We start from the raw sequence: 20,493 nt of genomic DNA, 5'->3' as shown, positions 1-20,493 counted from the left end.
GCCGAGGGGCGGGCAGACGCCCAGCCGGGACAACTACCCTGGAGAGGACATGGCACATCTTCTCGGGGCAGAGGCCCTTCATCTCGAATATCCGACAAGGGTCGTCTTCGACTCCGTGACCCTGGGCATCGAAGAGGGTGACCGCATCGGCATCGTCGGCCGCAACGGCGACGGCAAGTCCAGCCTGCTCGGCATGCTCGCCGGCATCAAGCAGCCGAATGCCGGTCGCGTCACGGTGCGCGGAGGGACGACGATCGGCGTGCTCGATCAGGCCGACACCCTCAGCGACGACCTGACGATCGCCGAGGCCGTCGTCGGAGACACCCCCGAGTACGAGTGGGCCGGTGACGCCCGCACCCGCGACGTGATCGAGGGGCTGCTCAAAGATCTGGCCTGGGATGCCGAGATCGGCTCGCTCAGTGGAGGCCAGCGCCGACGTGTGTCGCTCGCCAAACTGCTGACCGGCGACTGGGACGTCATCGCCCTCGACGAGCCCACCAACCATCTCGACGTCGAGGCCATCACCTGGCTCGCGGGACATCTCAAGAAGCGCTGGTCCGCGAACTCCGGGGCCCTCATGGTCGTGACCCACGACCGGTGGTTCCTCGACGAGATCTGCACCGAGACCTGGGAGGTGCACGACCGCATCGTCGAGCCCTTCGAGGGCGGCTACGCGGCGTACATCCTGCAGAGGGTGGAGCGCGACCGGATGGCCGCGGCGACCGAGGCCAAACGGCAGAACCTCGCCACCAAGGAGCTCGCCTGGCTGCGTCGCGGTGCGCCCGCGCGCACGGCGAAGCCGAAGTTCCGCATCGAGGCCGCCAACGAGCTCATCGCCGATGTGCCGGAGATCCGCGACAAGGTCTCGCTGCAGTCGCTCGCGGTGTCCCGGCTCGGCAAGGACGTCGTCGATCTGCTCGACGTCGGCGTGACCTACCCGACCGTCGACGGCGGCACGCGGGAGGTGCTCCGCGACGTCGAGTGGCGCATCGCGCCGGGGGAGCGCACCGGCATCCTCGGGGTGAACGGTGCGGGCAAGTCGACCCTGCTCGGACTCATCGCCGGCACTGTGGAGCCGACCAGCGGTCGGGTCAAGCAGGGAAAGACCGTGAAGGTGAAGACCCTCACGCAGCGTCTCGACGAGCTCGAGGACGTGCGTCACGAGCCGGTGCGCGTCGTCGTGTCGCGGTTGCGCACCTCGTACACGATGGGTACCGGATCCAAGGCGCAGGAGCTGACGCCCGGCCAGCTGCTCGAGCGGCTCGGCTTCGACTCGGCGCAGCTCTCCACGCCGGTGAAGGATCTCTCCGGTGGCCAGCAGCGCCGCCTGCAGCTGCTGCTCGTGCTCCTCGACCAGCCGAACGTGCTGATCCTCGATGAGCCCACCAACGATCTCGACACCGACATGCTCGCCGCCATCGAGGATCTCCTCGACTCCTGGTCGGGCACCCTGCTCGTCGTGTCGCACGACCGGTACTTCCTCGAGCGCGTCACCGACCAGCAGTTCGCGATCCTCGACGGTCGCCTGCGCCACCTGCCGGGCGGCGTCGACGAGTATCTCCGGCTGCGCCTGCTGCAGACCTCTGCACCGGGCAGGTCGCAGACGGCCGTCAACACGGAGAAGAAGACGCCGAGCCTCGACGGTGCCGCGCTGCGCTCCGCACAGAAAGAGGTGTCGTCGCTGGAGCGGCGCATCCAGAAGCTGACGCAGCAGGTCGACAAGGCGAAGCAGGCCCTCGCGGATCACGACCAGGCCGACTTCGCGGGCCTCGGCGAGAAGATGAAGACGATCGGCGAGCAGCAGGCCGAGATCGAGGAGCTCGAGCTCCGCTGGTTCGAGCTGAGCGAGGAGCTCGACTGATCCGACCCTCGCCATCCAGCCCCCGCGGGAATACGGTGGCACTGCGGCGCGCTGTGCTCTGGGCGGGGTTCGATGCCATCCGGGATCGCACAGTGTGATCCTGCGGCACCCGGGAGGTTCAGATGGAAGGACTCGAGGTCACCGTCCTGATCGGACTCACGATCCTCGTGGGAACGCTGCTCGCGCCGCGGGTGCGGCTGGCGCTGCCGCTCGTGCTCGTCATCCTCGGCCTGGCGCTCGGCTTCGTGCCGCAGCTGCGTGAGATCCAGCTCCCGCCCGAGACCGTGCTGCTGCTGTTCCTGCCGGTGATGCTGTTCTGGGAGAGCCTGACGACGTCACTGCGTTCCATCCGTCGCGACTTCCGCTACATCCTCCCCATGAGCACTCTGCTCGTCGTCGCATCCGCCTTCGCCGTCGCCGGGGTCGGGATGCTATTCGGGATGCCGTGGGAGACCGCCCTGATCCTCGGCGCCGCCGTCGCGCCGCCGGATGCGACGGCTGTGGCCGCCCTCGGACGGCTGCTGCCGAAACGCCTGTTCATGAAGCTCAAGGCGGAGAGCCTCACCAACGACGGCACCGCACTGGTGCTCTACGCCATCGCGATCTCGCTCGCACTCGGCGGCAACGTGACCCCGCTGTCGGTGACGATGTCGGTGCTCACGTCCTACGTCGGAGGCGTCGCCGCCGGCGTGGTGATCGCCGCCCTCGGCTACCTGCTGCTCCGTCGCTCCTCCTCGACGACCGTCATCAACGTCACCCTGCTGCTGGTCCCGTTCTCGGCCTTCCTGCTGGCCGAGATCGTGCACGCGTCCGGCGTTCTCGCCGTGGTGGTGGCCGGACTCATCGTCGCCTACGTGTCGCCGAGGGTCACGACGGCCTCGTCGCGTCGTCAGGTCGCCGCGGCGTGGCCGTTCGGCGTCTTCCTGCTCAACGGCGCGCTCTTCGTGCTGATCGGACTCGAGGTGCAGTTCGTCGCGCATGAGATCTCGGCGGCCGCCATCGGACGGCTGGTGCTGATCACGCTCGCCGTATGGGCGTCGCTGCTGGTCGTGCGCTACCTCTTCCAGGTCATGAACGCACCGTTCCAGCGCCGCAACACGGTGCGCCCCTCCCGCGGCGCGAGGGCGCGTTCGATGGCGGTGTCGACCGTCGCCGGCATGAGGGGTGCCGTCTCGCTGGCGATCGCCCTGTCGGTGCCGGTCGCCAGCTCCACCGAGGGGGAGATCGCCGGGCGCGATGAGATCGTCTTCGTGACTGCCGGGGTCATCCTCCTGAGCCTGCTCGTTCAGGCACCCCTGCTGCCGGCGATCGTCCGCTGGGCGAGATTCCCGGTGGACCACGCGGAGGACGAGGAGTACGAGCTCGCGGAGCGGACCATCTCGGGAGCCGCCCTCGCGGCGCTGGACGATCTCGCGGTCGAGCACGGCATAGGGCAGGAGATCCGCGACAAGGTGCGCGCCGAGGGCTATCAGATGCTCGAGTTCTCGAACGCACGGGCTCTCGCACGCGAGCAGGCCATCGTGGACGCCGAGGCGGAGGCGCTCGACGTGATGCTGGGGGAGCCGGACCCGCTGGGCGCTGACGAGCAGATCGACGGCGGGGCGGATGACGCGTCGCCGCGCCTCCGGGTGCCTGACCCCCGACCTGCCGGCGACACGTCGGCCGACGGCGCGTCGGCGGACGGCGAGGTCAGGACTCTGCAGATGCTCGCGACCTCGGTCGACGTCGACGTGATGCAGCGCTCGCCGCTGCTGCGCCACGAGGAGCACACGAGGCTCAAGCTGGCGCTGCTCGACCGCAAGCGGGAAGTGCTGCTCGGGCTGCGCAGAGACGGCACGGTCGACGACCTCGTGGTGCGCCGCATCTCCGCCCGGCTCGACCTGGAGCAGGTCCGTCTGCAGGGCATCGAGGAGTACGACTGAGAGCTGTGACGCCGTGTGACACTCGATTGTCGCGCACGGCATCGCGCTGCCTAACGTATTCGAGTCCCCCAAGAGAGGAACCCGAACACTCATGTCCATCACCGCATCCCGTCGGACCACATCCGTCATCGCCGCGCTCGCCGCGGTCCCGCTCTTCGTCGCGCTCGCAGGCTGCGCGACGGCATCCTCCGACGCCGGCTCCGGCGGGGGTGACTCCGCGGACGAGACCGTCAAGATCGGCATCGTCGGCAAGGGCGACCCGCAGTGGGCCCCTTTCGTCGAGGCGGCGGCCGACGAGGGCATCACGGTCGAGCTCGTCGACTTCGGCTCGTACGAGCAGGTGAACCCCGCTCTGTCCGAGGGCGAGATCGACGTCAACCAGTTCCAGCACATCGTGTACCTCGCCGAGTACAACAGCGCCTCGGGATCCGACCTGACGCCGATCGGATCCACCGCGATCTACCCGCTGGGTCTGTACTCGAGCAAGTACGACGACGTCGACGACATCCCCAAGGGTGAGACCGTCGCCGTTCCGGACGACGCCTCGAACCAGGCGCGCGCTCTCCTCGTGCTGCAGTCGGCCGGTCTCATCGAGCTCAAGAGCGGCGGATCGATCGTCTCCGACCTCGCCGACATCGACACCGACAAGTCCAAGGTCAAGGTCACCGCCCTCGAGGCGGCGCTGATCCCCACGTCGCTGCCCGATGTCGCCGCCGCGATCATCAACAACGATTTCGTCAAGGACGCGGGCCTCACCTTCGACGACGCTATCGCCCAGGACGACCCGGAGGACCCCAACGCGCTGCCCTACGTGAACATCTTCGCGACGCGTGCGGAGGACGCCGACAACGAGACGTACCTGAAGCTCGTCGAGATCTTCCAGACGAACAAGGACGTGCAGGCCGGTCTGATCGAGTCCTCTGGTGACACCGCTGTGCCGGTGCAGACCCCGGCCGAAGACCTCGTCGCCTCGCTGAAGAAGGTCCAGGAGGACACCGAGGCCAAGAAGTAGGACGATCGGGTGCCAGGCACCCCGTCCGATGAGGCAGAATCGGGTGGCGCTTCGTGCGTCACCCGATTCTTCGTTCCCGAAGCAGACCGGAGCACCGCATGCCGATCGTCACCCTGACGAACGTCTCGAAGACCTACCCCTCCCGCACCCGTGACGATGCGGAGGTCGTGGCCGTCGACGACGTCACCCTCTCGATCGAGAAGGGAGATGTCTTCGGCATCATCGGATACTCCGGCGCCGGCAAGTCGACCCTCGTCCGGCTGATCAACGCGCTCGAACCCGCGACGAGCGGGACCATCACGGTCGACGACGTGGACATCACCTCCCTCCGTGAGAGCGAGCTGCGCAAGGTCCGCGGCGGGATCGGCATGATCTTCCAGCAGTTCAACCTGTTCGCCTCACGCAGTGTCAAGGCGAACATCGCGTACCCGCTCAAGCTCGCCGGCTGGTCGAAGGCAGACATCGAGACCCGAGTCACCGAATTGCTCAGCTTCGTCGGCCTCGCCGACAAGGCCAAGGCCTACCCCGAGCAGCTCTCGGGCGGTCAGAAGCAGCGCGTCGGCATCGCCCGCGCACTCGCCACCGGCCCCGCGATCCTCCTCGCCGATGAGGCCACCAGTGCCCTGGACCCGCAGACCACGCACGAGGTGCTGGATCTGCTGAAGCGGGTGAACAAGGAGCAGGGCGTCACGATCGTCGTCATCACGCACGAGATGGACGTCATCCAGACCATCGCGACCAAGGTCGCTGTCATGGAGAACGGGCGGGTCATCGAGCAGGGCGACGTCTTCGACGTCTTCTCCGCCCCGCAGAACCCCGCCTCGCAGCGGTTCGTCGGCACGGTCGTCAAAGGCATCCCGTCGCCGTCCGAGCTCGGCGTGCTGCGCGACCGCCACCGTGGCCGCCTCATCACGTTCTCGTTCCGCGACGGCGATTCCTCTCAGGCGCAGGTCTTCCTCGACCTCGCCGGCGCGGGACTCGACTTCGAACTCGTCTACGGCGGTATCAACGACATCCGAGGTCGAGCCTTCGGGCACCTCACGCTCGCGATCCGGGGTGACGACGCCATGATCGACCGCGCACTCGCCGACATCGCCCAGCGCGTCGAAGTCACCGAGATCGCCGGAGAGGAGGCACGCTGATGGATCGTCTGAACGAATTGTGGCCCGAGCTGTGGAAGTCCGCGCTCGAGACCCTCTACATGACGACGTTCGCGCTCGTCCTCGGTGGCATACTCGGCCTCGCGATCGGGGTCGTCCTCTACGTCTCCCGACCAGGCGGTCTCGCGCAGAACCGCGCCGTCGCGATCATCGCGAACCTCGGAGTCAACTTCTTCCGCCCGATCCCGTTCGTGCTCTTCGTCGCGGTCTCTCAGCCTCTGGCTCGCGCGGTGGTCGGGACCGGCATCGGCACCACCGCCGGGGCCTTCATGATCGCCCTCGCCGCGGCTTTCGCGATCGGACGCATCGTCGAGCAGCATCTCGTCTCGGTCTCGCCCGGCGTCATCGAGGCGGCTCGGGCGATGGGCGCGGGTCCCTGGCGCATCCTCTTCACCGTCGCGATCCCCGAGTCGCTGGGGCCGCTCATCCTCGGCTACACGTTCATCGTCGTCGCCCTCATCGACATGACTGCCATGGCAGGTCTCATCGGCGGCGGCGGTCTCGGCGCGTTCGCGCAGATCTACGGCTTCCGGCAGTTCGAGCCTGTGGTGATGTGGACGGCGATCGTCCTGATCGTGGTGTTCGTACACCTCGTGCAGATGCTCGGAACGCGGCTGGCGCGCAAGGTCATGCGCCGCTGAGAGGCGCCTCCTGCAGCGTGCGCGTCGTGGAGAACACCCGCGGCGCGCCGCTCAGCGGATCGACGAAGTGCAGTTCGCGCGCGAGCAGCTGCATGGGGTGATCGAAGTCGTCGGGGCGCTCGCCCCGCAGCTCCGGATAGAACGGATCGTTCAGGATGCCGAGTCCCAGAGCCGCGAGGTGCACGCGCAGCTGGTGCATCTTGCCGCTGTGGGGGCGCAGCAGCGTGTGCACGACGCCCTCGTCCGCGTCGATGACCTCGATCGCGGTCTCGGCGTTGGGCTCGCGCTCGTCGTCGACCTGCACCTTCAGCTCGTTGCGGAGCTTCACGATGTGGTTGCGGTAGACCAGGGGGAACCGAGACGCGTCCCAGTCCGCCGGGCGCGCGGAGACCGCCTCGTACACCTTCTGCACCTGTCTGCTCTCGAACAGCAGCTGGTACGGGCCCCTCGTGGCCGGACGCGCCGAGAACATGAGCACTCCGGCGGTCGCGCGGTCCAGACGGTGGATGGGGGCGAGCTCGTCGTTGCCGAGCAGGTTGCGCAGGCGGATGAGGGCGGAGTTCTGCAGGAATTTGCCACCGGGGATGGTCGGCAGGAAATGCGGCTTGTCGACGACCACCAGGTCGTCGTCCTGATGCAGGACCTCGATCTCCACCGGGAGCCGGGTCTCCACAGGAGGATCGCGGTAGTACCAGATGAACTCCTCCACGCCCAGGGGAGTGTCCCTGGCGAGGGGTGTGCCGTCGCGGGCCACGATCTCGCCGCGGTCGAAGCGGCTCAGCAGGCCTTCGGGATCGAGGTGGAAGAAGCGGTCGATCATGTACGCGCCCACCGTCGGCCATTCGCCGGTCATCGGCACGTGCAGACGCGTGGCGCCGACGCCGTCGCGCACCGGAAGAGGGGAGAGCATGGCCATGTCGTCAGCGCCTCACGCGTCGACGCTGAGACTGAGCTTGCGCAGCAGACCGGCCAGTCGGTCGCGATCCGCGCGCGACAGCGCCTGCAGCAGGTCGTCCTCGACGTCGACGAGGCGCGTGATCGCGGCATCCACCCGGATCCGTCCGTCATCCGTGAGCGTGACCAGCACGCTGCGGCCGTCGGCGGGATCCGCTTCGCGGCGCACGAACCGGCGCCCGACCAGACGATCGATGCGGTTGGTCATGGTGCCGCTCGACACCAAGGTCTGCTGGAGAAGCTGCTTCGGAGAGAGCTGGAACGGCGCGCCCGCCCGCCGCAGTGCGGAGAGCACGTCCCACTCCCAGGATTCGAGATCGCTGCGGCGGAACACGTCACGACGCGCCCTGTCGAGGAGGCGCGTCAGCCTGTCCATCCGCGAGAGGACCTCGAGGGGCGAGAAATCGAGGTCGGGGCGCTGGGTGTTCCAGGCGCCCACGATCCGGTCAACCTCATCCGCCTCAGTCATCCGTCCATTATCGCGGGTGCGGGTGCGCCGGTCAGTCCGCGTCGAGCCGGATCGTCATGAACGTGCTGTGCGGATCTTCCACGTAGTCGGCGAACGGACCGCACTCCTCGAACCCCGCGCGGGCGTAGAGCGCGTGCGCGGCTCGGAAGAAGTCCGCACTGCCGGTCTCCAGCGAGACGCGCCGCACGCCACGGCGTCGCGCATCGTCGAGCAGCGCATCGAGCACCGCCTGTCCGAGTCCTTCGCCGCGCCGACCGGGATCCGTGCGCATCGACTTGAGCTCCTCGTGCCCCTCCGAGATCGGGGCGAGGGCGCCGGTCGCCACCAGCAGGTCGCCGTCGCGAAGCGCGAACAGGCGGACGCCCGGCGTCAGGAGACGGTCGAGGGTGAGCGCGTGCTGACTCTCCGGCGGAGCCGTCCCGGCCATATCGGCGTGATGGTCGAGAAGGAATGCGGCGAGGCCGGGCGTGGGGCCCTCGACGCGGTCGATCGTGATGCTCATGCCGGAAGCATCTCAGACCCGTGTTTCGCAGGGATGACGGCGTGGCAGAATTGACGGGCGGTGCCCTCGGGTGCCGCGGTCCGCCGTGGTGTAATGGCAGCACGACAGCCTTTGGAGCTGTGAGGTCTAGGTTCGAGTCCTGGCGGCGGAGCATGACTGGGAACACGCTCGCCATCATCATCCTCGCCGCAGGCCAGGGAACGCGCATGCGCTCCCGGCTGCCCAAGGTGCTGCACGAGATCGGCGGGCGCCCGCTCGTCGGCCATGTGCTCACCACGGCGCAGCGGCTCGGGGCCGACCACGTCGAGGTCGTCGTGCGGCACGAGCGCGATCAGGTGGTGGCGGCTCTCGCTCACGACTATCCGGATGCGATCTTCGTCGATCAGGACGAGATCCCCGGCACGGGACGTGCCGTCCAGGTGGCCGTCGACGCGCTCCCGGACGAGTTCGACGGTGACGTCCTCGTGCTCTCCGGGGACTGCCCTCTCGCCGATGCCGACACCCTGCGTGCGTTCCTCGAGGCCCACCGTGCGGGGCAGGCCGGGGCGACGCTGATGACGGCCGTCGTCGACGATCCCACCGGGTACGGTCGCGTGATCCGCGACGAATCCGGCGGTGTCGACCGCATCGTGGAGCAGAAGGATGCGAGCGCCGACGAGGCGGCCGTGCGCGAGATCAACGCGGGCATGTACGTCTTCCGCGTCGGCGTGCTGCGCGAGTATCTCCCCACGGTGGGAGTCGACAACGCGCAGAGCGAGATGTACCTCACCGACGTCCCCGGGATGCTCCGGCGCGACGGCAGCCCGGTCGCCGCCTCCGTGGTGACGGACGTCACCGTGACGTACGGCGTGAACGACCGCGCACAGCTCGCCGAGGTCGGGCGGCTGCTCAATCAGCGCATCGTCCGGCGCTGGCAGCTCGAGGGCGTCACCGTGATCGATCCCGCGACCACGTGGATCGATGACGATGCGACGCTGGCGCCCGACGTCACGATCCTGCCGAACACCCACATCCTGCGGGCCACGAAGATCGCGGAGGGCGCCATCATCGGTCCGGACACGACCCTCGTCGACTGCGAGGTGGGGGAGGATGCGATCGTCCGTCGCAGCGACGCCACGCTCGCCGTGATCGGCGCGGAGGCGACGGTGGGGCCGTTCTCGTTCCTCCGCCCCAACACCGTGCTCGGGGCCAGAGGCAAGATCGGCGCGTACGTCGAGACGAAGAACGCCGAGATCGGCGAGGGCAGCAAGGTGCCGCACCTGTCGTACGTCGGCGACGCCACCATCGGGCGCGGGGTCAACCTGGGAGCCAGCACGATCACCGCGAACTACGACGATGTGCACAAGCACCGCACCGTCGTGGAGGACGAGGTGCACACGGGCTCGCACACGACCCTCGTCGCGCCCGTTAGGCTGGGAGCCGGTGCCAAGACGGGCGCCGGCGCCGTCGTCCGCAAGGACGTCCCCGCCGGATCGCTGTCGATGAGCATCGCCCCTCAGCGCAACATCGAGGGGTGGGTCGAGAAGAACAGGGCAGGCACGGGTGCGGCAGACGCCGCCGCCCGATCCCGAGTGGCGGAGTAGGCGAACACGATGGCGCGCAAGAAGAAGACGGTCGATCTGGACCGTGACAACGGCATCGCTCCCGGGCTTGTCGCCAAGACCAAGAAGCGTCTCGTCGTCGCCGGCGGGCGCTCACACCCGCAGCTGGTCGCCGACGTCGCGGCCTCGCTCGGCACCGAGGTCGTGCCGACCGAGCACCGCACCTTCGCGTCCGGCGAGATCTACTCCCGATTCGACGTCTCGATCCGCGGTTGCGATCTCTTCCTCATCCAGACCTTCGGCGAGCCGGTGAACGAGTGGCTCATGGAAGCGCTCATCATGATCGACGCGGCCAAGCGGGCATCCGCCAAGCGCATCACCGTCGTCGCCCCGTACTATCCGTACTCCCGCCAGGACAAGAAAGGACGCGGCCGCGAGCCGATCAGCGCCCGCCTCGTCGCTGACCTGCTGAAGACCGCCGGCGCCGACCGCGTGATGAGCGTTGATCTGCACGCCGCCCAGATCCAGGGCTTCTTCGACGGACCCGTCGACCACCTGTTCGCCAAGCCCGTGCTGCTGGACTATTTCCAGCGCACGCTGAGCGCGGCGGATCGCGAGATCCTCACGGTCGTCTCTCCCGACATGGGCCGCGTGCGCGTCGCCGACACCTGGTCGGACAGCCTCGGCGCACCCCTCGCCATCATCCACAAGCGTCGCGACCCCAAGGTCGCCAACCAGGTCTCCGTGCACGAGATCGTCGGAACCGTCGAGGGACGCACCTGCCTCCTCGTCGACGACATGATCGACACCGGCGGCACGATCGTGAAGGCGGCGCAGGCGCTCAAGGCCGCGGGCGCGCACCGGGTGATCGTCGCCGCGACGCACGCGATCTTCAGCGATCCCGCCTCCGAGCGGCTTCAGGACGCGTCGATCGACGAGGTCGTCATTACCGACACGATCCCGCTCACCGAATCGCGGCGCTGGGACAAGCTCACCATCCTGCCGATCGCCCCGCTCCTGGCCCGCGCGATCCACGAGGTGTTCGAAGACGGTTCCGTCACGAGCATGTTCGGCGGCGACGCGTAGGATCCCCATACCCGGGGCACAGCCCGTGCATAGATGTGATCCCTACGGTCGAGACAACACATCGATCAAGGCCGGAAGGACCATCATGATCCGCACGACTGTACCGACTTCTGTTCGCAAGGGCGCTGCCATCGCCGGCGTCGCGGGGCTCCTCGTCCTCGCAGGGTGCTCCGGCACCGCCGACGCCGAGGACTCGTCCACCGGGACGGGTACGGGCACCACCGCCGAAACCGATGCCCCCTCGAGCTCCGCCTCGACCGGCGACTACGCCGACGGCACCTACACGGCCGACGGCTCGTACCAGACACCCGAGACCGTCGAGTCGGTCAGCGTCACCCTCACGATCGCCGACGGCGTCGTGAAGGACGTCGAGGTGACGGGCGACCCGAAGGCCCGCGAGACCGAGCAGTACCAGGGACAGTTCATCAAGGGGATCTCGGATGAGGTCGTGGGCAAGTCGCTCGACGACCTGAAGGTCGACCGCGTCGCCGGCTCCTCGCTCACCAGCGGCGGATTCAACGAGGCCGTCGCGTCGATCAAGGAGCAGGCCGCCGCCTAGGCGCCTGCCCACGGCAATGGCGATCTGGCGTTTCGATGCGATCGGCACCCGCTGGGAGATAGAGACGACCGATGATCTCGAGAGCGACGCGAAGGACGGGGTCGCCGCCGAGATCGAGCGTTTCGACGCCGAGTGGTCGCGGTTCCGCGCGGATTCCGCGGTCACCAGGGTCGGACGCGAGGGCGGCGAGATCGCCTCTGCGGATGCGGGGGCGATGCTCGACGCGTATCGAGAGCTCGCGCATGCCACAGCGGGAGCGGTGAATCCTCTCGTCGCCGACAGTCTGGCGGCACTGGGATACGACTCCTCGTACTCTCTCGTCGCGAGCGATCCGATCGCCGCTCCCCGCGAGTGGTCGCAGCGGCTGCGGTGGACCCCGCAGACGGTGACCGCCGACGAGCCGACCCTGCTGGATGTGGGTGCACTCGGCAAGGGACGTCTCGTCGACCTCGTCAGCGGTGTGCTCGCGGATCTGCCGGGCGATCTCGTCATCGATGCGGGCGGCGACATGCGTGCGCGCGGGAACGCCGTGCGCGTCGGCCTCGAGCATCCGTACGATGCGACGAGGGCGATCGGCGTCGTCGAGCTGCAGGACGCCGCACTCTGCGCCTCCGCGGTCAACCGACGCGCGTGGGGCGACGGGCTGCACCACGTGCTCGATGCCCGCACAGGGATGCCCGTGCGGACGTGGGCGGCCACGTGGGCGATCGCGCCGGACGCCATGCGAGCGGATGCCGTCGCGACCGCGCTGTTCTTCGACGGCGGCCCCGAGCTCGCCGCATCCTGGGGCGTCGAGTGGGTGCGGATGTCCACGGACGGCCGTGCCGAGAGCTCTCCCGACTGCCCCGCCCAGCTTTTCACCGCTCGTTCCTGAGTCCCCGAGAGGGAAGATAAGACCGTGATCACCTCCATCACCTCCGCGCGGCAGCGTATCCTCGCGCTGCTCGGCGGCATCTCGATGTACCGAATGGTGCTGTTCTCCCTCGTCGCGCTCACGGCGATCGCCGTGGTGCTGTCGGCCCTGGGGGTGATCGTGTCGCCCACTCCGCTCGAGATCCTCGTCTCCCTCGTCGTGCTCGCTGTGGTGATCTCCCTGGTCGACGCGGCCGCGCAGCGTATCCTCCGCCGACCGTGGCGCATCGAGTCGTCTCTCGTGACCGCACTGATCCTGCTGTTCGTGCTCCGCCCCGGCATCGAGCCGAGCGCGCTCCTCGGCCTCGCGATCGCCGGAATCGTCGCGAGCCTGTCGAAGTACCTGATCGTGTGGCGGGGCAGGCACATCCTCAACCCCGCCGCGTTCGGCGCATCGGTCGTCTCGATCCTCGGATCCTTCGGCGCCTTCGAGTGGCTGGGAACGTCGTCGTCGTGGTGGGTGGGAACGCCCTCGCTTCTCATCCCGGTCGTCATCCTCGGCCTCGCCGTCCTGTGGCGCACCGAGAAGGTGCGCATCGTCGTGGTCTTCCTGGTGATCGCCGTCGCGGTCTCGGTCCTGCGCCAGGCCGTCCAGGCACAGGAGGCCTCTTTCGCGTTCGACGTGGGCACGGCCCTCTCGTTCGCCGTGCTGCAGTCGCCCTTCCTGTTCCTCGGGGCGTTCATGCTGTCCGAGCCGCTGACCCTGCCGCCGCGTCGCTGGCAGCAGTTCTCGGTGGCGGCGCTGGTGGGTGTTCTCGCCGGCTGGCCGATCGCCGTCGGCACCCTGTTCACTGTCGGACAGGAGCGCGCGCTGCTCATCGGGAACCTGCTCGCGTTCGCCTTCGCCCTGCGCGGATCCGTGAAGCTGGTGCTCGAGAAGAGGCGCTCGGTCACCCCGACCGCGCAGGAGCTCACCTTCCGCGTCGAGGGGCCCGTGAAGTTCCTGCCGGGTCAGTACCTCGAACTCGACGTCCCGCATCGCCGCCCCGACGTGCGCGGCACCCGACGCGAGTTCAGCATCGTCTCAGCGCCCGCCGACCTTCCCACGCTGCGCATCGCCTACAAGCACGGCGATCAGGCGCATCCGTCGAGCTACAAGCGCGCACTGGCCGACGCCGCGCCCGGAGCCGGCCTCGCGGTCACGGGCACCTGGGGCGACTTCCTGCTGCCGCGTGAAGAGACGCCCGTCCTGATGGTCGCCGCGGGGATCGGCGTCACCCCGTTCGTGTCGCAGCTGCGCCAGCTGCAGCTGACCGGGCAGCGACGCGACGTGGTCCTCGTGTACGTGGCGTCGAGCAGCGCGGAGCTCGCGTTCCGCGATGAGCTCGCGGAGACCGGGGCGCGGGTGATCGTGTTCACGCGCGATGAGCCGAGCGATCTGCCCGCGCACTGGAGCTGGGCGCAGGGCGCCCGGCTCGACGCCGCGGGACTCGAGCGTCACGTGCACGATCTCGGCGAGCGACACTCGTACATCTCGGGTCCGCCACGGCTGATCGCCGACCTCGCCCCGGCTCTCCGCAAGGCGCGGTCTCTGACGACCGACGCGTTCGCCGGCTACTGACGGTCGGGGCCTTCCTGGGACGGTCGTGGGTCGTCCGGGTCGGTCCGGGGGCCGGTCGCGTGCCGGATGCAGGATCGGGGCACGTTCGGCGGATGATTCCGAGGGTTCTGGTCCTGCATCCGTGCCGTGGTCCTGCATTCCGTACCTCAGGACGGGTGTGACGGTGAGTGGCGGCTCTTCGGTCGACGGCGGGTCGCGTGCCGGATGCAGGATCGGGGCACGTTCGGCGGATGAATCCGAGGGTTCTGGTCCTGCATCCGTGCCGTGGTCCTGCATATGGCACGTCAGGAACGCTCGTGAAGTCTCGCGACGGCGGCGACGATGGCCTCCGCCACGATCGGCCAGTCATGCACGATCATCGCGTAGTCGAAACGCAGCGTCTCGAAACCTCGCCGGGATGCTTCCGCATCCCGCATGAGGTCGCGGTTACGATGCGCGGCGTCCTCGTGGTTGCCGGCACCGTCGGCCTCGAGGATGAGGAGCCCGTCGATCACGAAATCCACCCTCCCGACAGAGGGGATCTCGACCTGGCATTCGAGGAGGATGCCGAGCAGATGCAGCCGCAGTCGCAGCAACGACTCGAGTCCACTGTCTGCGTCGGTCCGAGCCAGATCGACGAGCCAGTGCGCCTTGGCGGGCAGCCGGGAGCGGATCCGCGCGCGCCCTGCGGCGCCGACCAGACGTAACCGCAGGGCGGATTCCAGAGAGGCGAAGAAGGCCTCGTCGCCTCGGCACAGATAGACGTGCACGAGAGCGTCTTCCAGCGGTGCGACCCCGAAGAGGGTGCGCCCCTCGAAGTAGTGACCTGTGCAGGCGCAGTCGACGTGATGGCTGCGTCCGTGAGCGCCCAGCCAGACATGCGGATCGGCATCTTCGTCGAGAGTCCAGACGCCGTGCGCGCGGAGCGCACCCGAGCATGTCAGGGCCCCGCCGTGCTGCGCCGCGGTGATCACGCCATGCGGAGCCGTCGGAAGAGCGAAGACGCCGTTGCGCACGTGGATGATCGACCCGTCCCGCACGGCAGTCGCGAGCATCCGCCTGCTCAGCCCGTACTCCCGCAGGGTGACGCCTCTGGCGGCGTTGCCGAGGTGGGAGAGGACATGAGCGGCGGTCGGCATCCGACAGATCCTGCCCGATGATGCGTGACAACGGGCCAGGAACCACGCCCGGAGGGGGGATCCACGCGCGATCCGGATCCGTGCAGGAGAGGTCCCGCGATAGTCACGGGAGCATCGAGCATCGAGCATCGAGCATCGAGCTGTGCGGGCCGTCTGCAGGATCGAAGCGCGAATGCAGGGCCGTATTCTCCGTCTGGTCCTGCAGACGTGCCGGGATCCTGCAGACGTGCCGCTACGGGGAGGTCACTCCACCGGGGCTCACCGGGATCCGGACCGTGAAGGTCGTGTCTCCCGGCCGGCTGTCGACCGAGATGTGGCCGCCGTGCCCCTCGACGATCGCCTTGACGATCGCGAGGCCCAGGCCGGTACCACCCGTCTGGCGGGCCCGTGAGCTGTCGCCCCGCGCGAACCGCGCGAACAGCTCCTCCCGCACCGCCGGGTCGATGCCCGGACCGTCATCGTGCACCCGGAGCACCGCCTCGTCGCCCTCGCGACTGACCTTCAGCGTGATCGCCGTGCCGGCAGGCGTGTGCGTACGGGCGTTCGCGAGCAGGTTCGCGACCACCTGGTGCATGCGTCCCGAATCCCCGACGATGACGAGCGGCTCGTCGGGCGCCTCGATGTTCCAGTGGTGGTCGGCGGCCGTCGGCCGGGCATCCGACAGGCCCTCGAGCGCCAGCTGTGTGAGATCGACCGTGCCGTACACGAGTTCACGGCCCTCGTCGAGACGAGCGAGCAGCAGTAGATCCTCGACGAGCCGGGTCATCCGCAGCGACTGCGCCTGGATGCGTTCGAGCGAGGTGGTCGTGCTCTCGATCGCCGCCTCCCCGGCCTGCTGCTTGAGTGCGCGCAGCGAGAGCTCCGAGTACCCGCGGATCGACGAGAGCGGCGTGCGCAGCTCGTGGCTGGCGTCGGCGACGAACCGGCGCATCCGCTCCTCGTTCTTCTGACGCGAGGCGAGCGAGTCGTTGACGTGGTCGAGCAGGGTGTTGAGCGAGGCGCCCACGAGGCCGGTCTCAGTACGCGGGTCCGCTTCGGCGGCGGGCACGCGCTCGGTGATCTCGACCTCACCGCGATCGAGCGGCTGGTTCGCGACGCGGGTGGCCGTCGCCGCGACCGCCCGCAGAGGCCTCAGGCCGACCCTGATCGTGATCGCGGTGGTGAGGGCGAGCAGGATCAGTCCGCCGATCGTCGCCAGGGCGATCACCGTGAGCAGCGTCGCCAGCTGATTCTGGATCTCGTTGCGGGGGAGACCGGTCACCACGGTGACCCCGTTCGGAGCCTGCTTCACGACCACCAGGTACGAGCCGAAGTCCTCGAGCGTCACCGTGGCCTGCGGTCGACCGCCGAGCGCGGCGTCCATGCGAGCGAGATCGGCCGCGGTCAGCGTCTGCGACACCCCGCTCCACTGTCCCTTGGTGTCGGGGAAGACCACGCCGCCGGTGCCGTTCTCCGGGCTCGACACCGCGAGCAGGATCCCCGGCACGGCGTTCGTGGCGTCGAGCAGGGAGTCGATGCTCGCATACTGCTCGGGGACGTTGCTCGCCCACTTCGCCACCTGCACGGCATAGCCGTCCAGGCGGTCTTCGAGTTGCCGTTCCAGGGTGCCCCCGACGAGGGCGCTGGTGATCACGGCCACGATCACGAGGATGAGCGAGACGAAGCCGATCACCGCGGTCATCAGTCTCGTCTGCAGGCTCATCGGCCTGTGCGTCATCCTCGTATGGCTCACTGCGGCGCCTTGATCATGTAGCCGACACCGCGGACGGTGTGCAGCAGCGGGGTGCGGCCCGCGTCGATCTTCTTGCGCAGGTACGAGATGTACAGCTCGACGACCGACGACTTGCCGCCGAAGTCGTAGCTCCAGACCCGATCGAGGATCTGCGCCTTCGACAGCACCCGTCGCTCGTTGCGCATCAGGTAGCGCAGCAGCTCGAACTCGGTGGCGGTGAGCTCGATCTCGGTGCCGTCGCGCACGACCTCGTGGCTGTCCTCGTTGAGCGTGAGGTCGGCCACCCGGAGGATCGACTGCCCCTCGTCTGCCATCGCATGCCCGGTGCGGCGGATGATGGCACGCAGCCGTGCGATCACCTCCTCCAGGCTGAAGGGCTTGGTGACGTAGTCGTCGCCACCGGCGGTGAGGCCCGCGACGCGGTCGCCGACGGCATCCTTCGCGGTGAGGAAGAGCACAGGGACGAGGCTGCCGGACTCGCGGAGCCGGCGCAGCACAGCCATCCCGTCGAGGTCGGGCATCATGATGTCGAGCACCAGGGCGTCCGGTTCGAACTCGCGCGCGACCTGCAGGGCCTCGAGGCCGGAGGATGCGGTGCGGACCTCCCAGCCCTCCATCCGCAGCGCCATCGCGAGCAGATCGGTGAGCATCTGCTCGTCATCGACGGCGAGGATACGCAGCGGGGAGCCGTCGGGGCGGTGCAGTTCGGGGAGATCGGTGCTCATGAGTACATTCTGCGGAATCAGCTATGGGTTTTCTATGGAGTCCGTTATGCGTCTGCTGTGAGGTCCGAAGCATCGGCGATCTCAGGGACGACGCGTGAAGACGACGAAGGCCCCGGCGTTCCCGCCGGGGCCTTCGTTCTGTCGCAGACGCGATCAGTGCGTGTCTTCCGCCTCGATCTCGGTGCGGTCGCCCGACCACTGCGTGTGGAAGGTTCCCGGCTTGTCGATGCGCTTGTACGTGTGCGCGCCGAAGAAGTCGCGCTGACCCTGCACGAGCGCGGCCGGAAGGCGGTCGGCGCGGATGCCGTCGTAGTACGACAGCGACGACGAGAACGCCGGAGCGGGGATGCCGGCCTCGGCCGCGGCGATGACGACACGGCGCCACGACGCCTGTGCGCGCGTGATGGCCTCGGTGAAGTACGGGGCGGTCAGCAGCACCGGAAGACCGGGCTCCGCCTGGTACGCGTCGGCGATGCGGTTGAGGAACTGGGCGCGGATGATGCAGCCGCCGCGCCAGATCTTGCTGATGGCGCCGAGGTCGATGTTCCAGTCGTACTCGGCCGCGCCGGCGCGGATCTCGTCGAAGCCCTGCGAGTACGCGACGATCTTCGACGCGTAGAGCGCCAGGCGTACGTCCTCGATGAAGGACTCGGTGTCCTCGACCGTGAACTCGTCTTCGGGGCCGGGCAGGTCGCCCGACACGGCACGCTGCTCGGGGTGCGACGAGAGCGAGCGGGCGAAGGTCGCCTCCGCGATGCCGGAGACGGGCACGCCGAGCGACAGGGCGGTCTGCACCGTCCACGCGCCGGTGCCCTTGGCGCCGGCCTGGTCGAGGATCACGTCGACGAGCGGCTGGCCGGTCTCGGCATCCACCTGGCGGAGCACCTCGGCGGTGATCTCGATCAGGTAGGACTCGAGCTCGCCCGTGTTCCACTCGGCGAAGATCTCGGCGATCTCGGCGGGGGACTTGCCGGTGCCGCGGCGGATGAGGTCATAGGCCTCGGCGATCAGCTGCATGTCGGCGTACTCGATGCCGTTGTGCACCATCTTCACGAAGTGACCGGCACCGTCGTGTCCGACGTGCGTGACACAGGGCTCGCCCTCGGCGACGGCGGCGATCGACTTGAGGATCGGTCCGAGGGTGACCCACGACTCGTCCGAACCGCCCGGCATGATCGACGGGCCGAGCAGTGCGCCCTCCTCGCCGCCGGAGATGCCGGCGCCGACGAAGTTGATGCCGGTCTCGCGCACGGCCTTCTCGCGGCGGATCGTGTCGGGGAAGTAGGCGTTGCCGCCGTCGACGATGATGTCGCCCGGCTCGAAGACCTCGACGAGGGAGTCGATCACGGCATCGGTCGGCCTGCCGGCCTTCACCATGATGATCGCGGTGCGCGGCTTCTGGAGGCTGTCGGCGAACTCCCGGTAGGTCGCGGCCGGCACGAACTCGGCTTCAGGATGCTCGGAGAGGAGCGTCTCGGTCTTCTCGTAGCTGCGGTTGAAGATCGCCACCGTGTTGCCCTCGCGGCTGGCGAGGTTGCGGGCGAGGTTCGACCCCATGACGGCGAGTCCGACGACTCCGATGTTCGCTGATGCTTCGGGCACAGAAGGCTCCTAGATCGAGAAGAGAGGGATGAGTCCAGATTATCGCGGCGCCGGGGGAGAGGCTCCCGTGTGTCGCCGCCCTCGCTCTCAGTCCTTGCGGTAGCCGGAGCGTCCGAGCGAGAACAGCGCGGCGAAGGTGAAGCCCGCGGCGCACACCGTCATCGCGCCGATGAGCCAGGCGATCGCGTGAGAGAAGAAGACGCCGTCGAGCATGAGTGAGACTCCGTGATCTGCAGAGGGGAAATCGGTGTTCTCAGCCTATCGGCTCATCCGGTACCATGAGAGGAGTACCTCGGCGAGGGATGCTTCTGCGCGTGCGCTGGCATCCGTTATCGACGCGGCGAAGCAAGCCGGTGGCTTTCCTCACGTGTCTGCGTTCGAGAACAATTCCAAGACCACCGCGCGGCTCTCGCTGCGTGTCCCGAAGGAGAACCCCATGTCTGAAGACACCAAGGTCGTCGCCGAGCTCCGCGAGAGCTTCGGCAAGGGCTTCGCCCGCCGTCTGCGCGCAGCCGGAAAGATCCCCGCCGTCATCTACGGTCACGGCACCGAGCCCGTGCACGTCGCGCTGCCCGGCCACCAGGTCTCGCTGATCATCCGCCGCGCCAACGCGCTCCTCGAGCTCGACATCGAGGGCAAGGGCCAGCTCGCACTGGTCAAGGACGTCCAGCGCGACCCGGTGCACCAGATCATCGAGCACATCGACCTGCTCGTCGTGAAGAAGGGCGAGAAGGTCACGATCGACGTCCCGCTCGTCGTCACCGGCGAGACGTTCCCCGGCACCATCGCCAACCTCGACGCGACCACGCTGTCGATCGAGGCCGAGGCGACGCACATCCCGCAGAACGTCGAGGTCTCCGTCGAGGGACTCGAAGAGGGCGCGCACATCACCGCCGCCGACGTCAAGCTGCCCAAGGGCTCGACGCTGCTGACCGACCCCGAGACGCTCGTCGTCGCGGTCTCCGTGCCGGTGCTCGACCTCGAGACCGACACCACCGCCGAGGAGCCCGCCGAGGGCGAGACCGAGGAAGAGGCCGCGCAGGAGGACGCCGCGGAGTGATCTCCGCAGGCGCAGCCCACGGCTGACTGCTTCACAGAGGGGGCGCGAGCAGATCGCGCCCCCTCTGTCGTATCCT

At 68.4% G+C, this 20,493-nt stretch carries 19 protein-coding genes and 1 tRNA gene; 12 read left to right on the top strand and 8 right to left on the bottom strand.

Going from position 1 to position 20,493, the window contains the following annotated elements; genetic code table 11:
* Positions 1 to 49: 49 nt before the first annotated feature.
* From ABTZ43_RS02445 to ABTZ43_RS02425, 5 genes are all read left to right on the top strand, one after another.
* Positions 50 to 1,861: an ABC-F family ATP-binding cassette domain-containing protein gene (locus tag ABTZ43_RS02445; protein ID WP_253386460.1), complete on the top strand. Its 1,812-nt coding sequence runs from the start codon at positions 50 to 52 to the stop codon at positions 1,859 to 1,861.
* 122 nt (positions 1,862 to 1,983) lie between these two features.
* On the top strand, positions 1,984 to 3,783 hold the full coding sequence (locus ABTZ43_RS02440) for a Na+/H+ antiporter (protein ID WP_350537703.1): 1,800 nt from the start codon (positions 1,984 to 1,986) through the stop codon (positions 3,781 to 3,783).
* Positions 3,784 to 3,874: 91 nt separating this feature from the next.
* On the top strand, positions 3,875 to 4,795 hold the full coding sequence (locus tag ABTZ43_RS02435) for a MetQ/NlpA family ABC transporter substrate-binding protein (RefSeq protein WP_253386458.1): 921 nt from the start codon (positions 3,875 to 3,877) through the stop codon (positions 4,793 to 4,795).
* A 98-nt stretch (positions 4,796 to 4,893) separates the two neighbouring features.
* A complete protein-coding gene (locus tag ABTZ43_RS02430; protein WP_350537702.1) occupies positions 4,894 to 5,937 on the top strand; it encodes a methionine ABC transporter ATP-binding protein in 1,044 nt (347 codons plus the stop codon).
* Entirely contained in the window at positions 5,937 to 6,596 is a 660-nt protein-coding gene (locus ABTZ43_RS02425) for a methionine ABC transporter permease (RefSeq protein WP_253386456.1), read from the top strand. Before ABTZ43_RS02430 ends, ABTZ43_RS02425 begins: the two co-directional genes overlap by 1 nt.
* On the opposite strand, the gene ABTZ43_RS02420 is transcribed toward ABTZ43_RS02425, so the two are convergent.
* From ABTZ43_RS02420 to ABTZ43_RS02410, 3 genes are read right to left on the bottom strand one after another with little or no spacing between them, the layout of a single operon-like run.
* Positions 6,583 to 7,506, bottom strand: a complete 924-nt coding sequence (locus tag ABTZ43_RS02420; protein ID WP_350537730.1) for a pseudouridine synthase — start codon at positions 7,504 to 7,506, stop codon at positions 6,583 to 6,585. The genes ABTZ43_RS02425 and ABTZ43_RS02420 overlap by 14 nt on opposite strands.
* An 18-nt stretch (positions 7,507 to 7,524) precedes the next feature.
* On the bottom strand, positions 7,525 to 8,019 hold the full coding sequence (locus tag ABTZ43_RS02415; RefSeq protein ID WP_056420837.1) for a MarR family winged helix-turn-helix transcriptional regulator: 495 nt from the start codon (positions 8,017 to 8,019) through the stop codon (positions 7,525 to 7,527).
* Positions 8,020 to 8,050: 31 nt separating this feature from the next.
* Positions 8,051 to 8,521, bottom strand: coding sequence for a GNAT family N-acetyltransferase (locus tag ABTZ43_RS02410; protein ID WP_350537701.1), 471 nt, complete (start codon positions 8,519 to 8,521; stop codon positions 8,051 to 8,053).
* A gap of 79 nt (positions 8,522 to 8,600) precedes the next feature.
* Between ABTZ43_RS02410 and ABTZ43_RS02405 the strand changes: the two genes are divergently transcribed.
* The 6 genes from ABTZ43_RS02405 (at position 8,601) to ABTZ43_RS02380 (ending at position 14,180) form a co-directional block, all read left to right on the top strand.
* Positions 8,601 to 8,672 (top strand) — tRNA-Gln (locus ABTZ43_RS02405).
* Position 8,673: 1 nt separating this feature from the next.
* Positions 8,674 to 10,104 (top strand): bifunctional UDP-N-acetylglucosamine diphosphorylase/glucosamine-1-phosphate N-acetyltransferase GlmU, encoded by a 1,431-nt coding sequence (gene glmU, locus ABTZ43_RS02400; RefSeq protein ID WP_056420845.1) that lies wholly within the window; start codon positions 8,674 to 8,676, stop codon positions 10,102 to 10,104.
* Between the two features lie 9 nt (positions 10,105 to 10,113).
* Entirely contained in the window at positions 10,114 to 11,148 is a 1,035-nt protein-coding gene (locus ABTZ43_RS02395) for a ribose-phosphate diphosphokinase (protein ID WP_149424241.1), read from the top strand.
* An 85-nt stretch (positions 11,149 to 11,233) separates the two neighbouring features.
* Positions 11,234 to 11,707 (top strand): FMN-binding protein, encoded by a 474-nt coding sequence (locus tag ABTZ43_RS02390; protein WP_350537700.1) that lies wholly within the window; start codon positions 11,234 to 11,236, stop codon positions 11,705 to 11,707.
* A 16-nt stretch (positions 11,708 to 11,723) separates the two neighbouring features.
* Positions 11,724 to 12,581 carry an FAD:protein FMN transferase gene (locus tag ABTZ43_RS02385; protein ID WP_350537699.1) on the top strand — a complete coding sequence of 286 codons (858 nt, stop codon included), beginning with the start codon at positions 11,724 to 11,726 and terminating at the stop codon, positions 12,579 to 12,581.
* A gap of 24 nt (positions 12,582 to 12,605) precedes the next feature.
* Positions 12,606 to 14,180 (top strand): FAD-dependent oxidoreductase, encoded by a 1,575-nt coding sequence (locus tag ABTZ43_RS02380; protein ID WP_350537698.1) that lies wholly within the window; start codon positions 12,606 to 12,608, stop codon positions 14,178 to 14,180.
* A 284-nt stretch (positions 14,181 to 14,464) separates the two neighbouring features.
* On the opposite strand, the gene ABTZ43_RS02375 is transcribed toward ABTZ43_RS02380, so the two are convergent.
* From ABTZ43_RS02375 to ABTZ43_RS02355, 5 genes are all read right to left on the bottom strand, one after another.
* Positions 14,465 to 15,298: a DUF559 domain-containing protein gene (locus ABTZ43_RS02375; RefSeq protein WP_350537697.1), complete on the bottom strand. Its 834-nt coding sequence runs from the start codon at positions 15,296 to 15,298 to the stop codon at positions 14,465 to 14,467.
* 232 nt (positions 15,299 to 15,530) lie between these two features.
* Positions 15,531 to 17,000: a sensor histidine kinase gene (locus ABTZ43_RS02370; RefSeq protein WP_350537696.1), complete on the bottom strand. Its 1,470-nt coding sequence runs from the start codon at positions 16,998 to 17,000 to the stop codon at positions 15,531 to 15,533.
* A gap of 26 nt (positions 17,001 to 17,026) precedes the next feature.
* Positions 17,027 to 17,755: a response regulator transcription factor gene (locus ABTZ43_RS02365; RefSeq protein WP_056420864.1), complete on the bottom strand. Its 729-nt coding sequence runs from the start codon at positions 17,753 to 17,755 to the stop codon at positions 17,027 to 17,029.
* A 153-nt stretch (positions 17,756 to 17,908) separates the two neighbouring features.
* Complete coding sequence (gnd, locus tag ABTZ43_RS02360) at positions 17,909 to 19,357, bottom strand: NADP-dependent phosphogluconate dehydrogenase (protein ID WP_045253537.1); 1,449 nt, start codon at positions 19,355 to 19,357, stop codon at positions 17,909 to 17,911.
* Between the two features lie 87 nt (positions 19,358 to 19,444).
* A complete protein-coding gene (locus ABTZ43_RS02355) occupies positions 19,445 to 19,570 on the bottom strand; it encodes a hypothetical protein (protein ID WP_256381367.1) in 126 nt (41 codons plus the stop codon).
* Positions 19,571 to 19,793: 223 nt separating this feature from the next.
* On the opposite strand from ABTZ43_RS02355, the gene ABTZ43_RS02350 reads away from it, so the two are divergent.
* Positions 19,794 to 20,417, top strand: a complete 624-nt coding sequence (locus ABTZ43_RS02350; protein WP_056421182.1) for a 50S ribosomal protein L25/general stress protein Ctc — start codon at positions 19,794 to 19,796, stop codon at positions 20,415 to 20,417.
* Positions 20,418 to 20,493: the final 76 nt, after the last annotated feature.

It is taken from the genome of Microbacterium sp. NPDC097977, from assembly GCF_040302605.1.
Taxonomy (GTDB): Bacteria; Actinomycetota; Actinomycetes; order Actinomycetales; family Microbacteriaceae; genus Microbacterium.
This window is presented reverse-complemented; position numbering and strand designations above follow the sequence as displayed.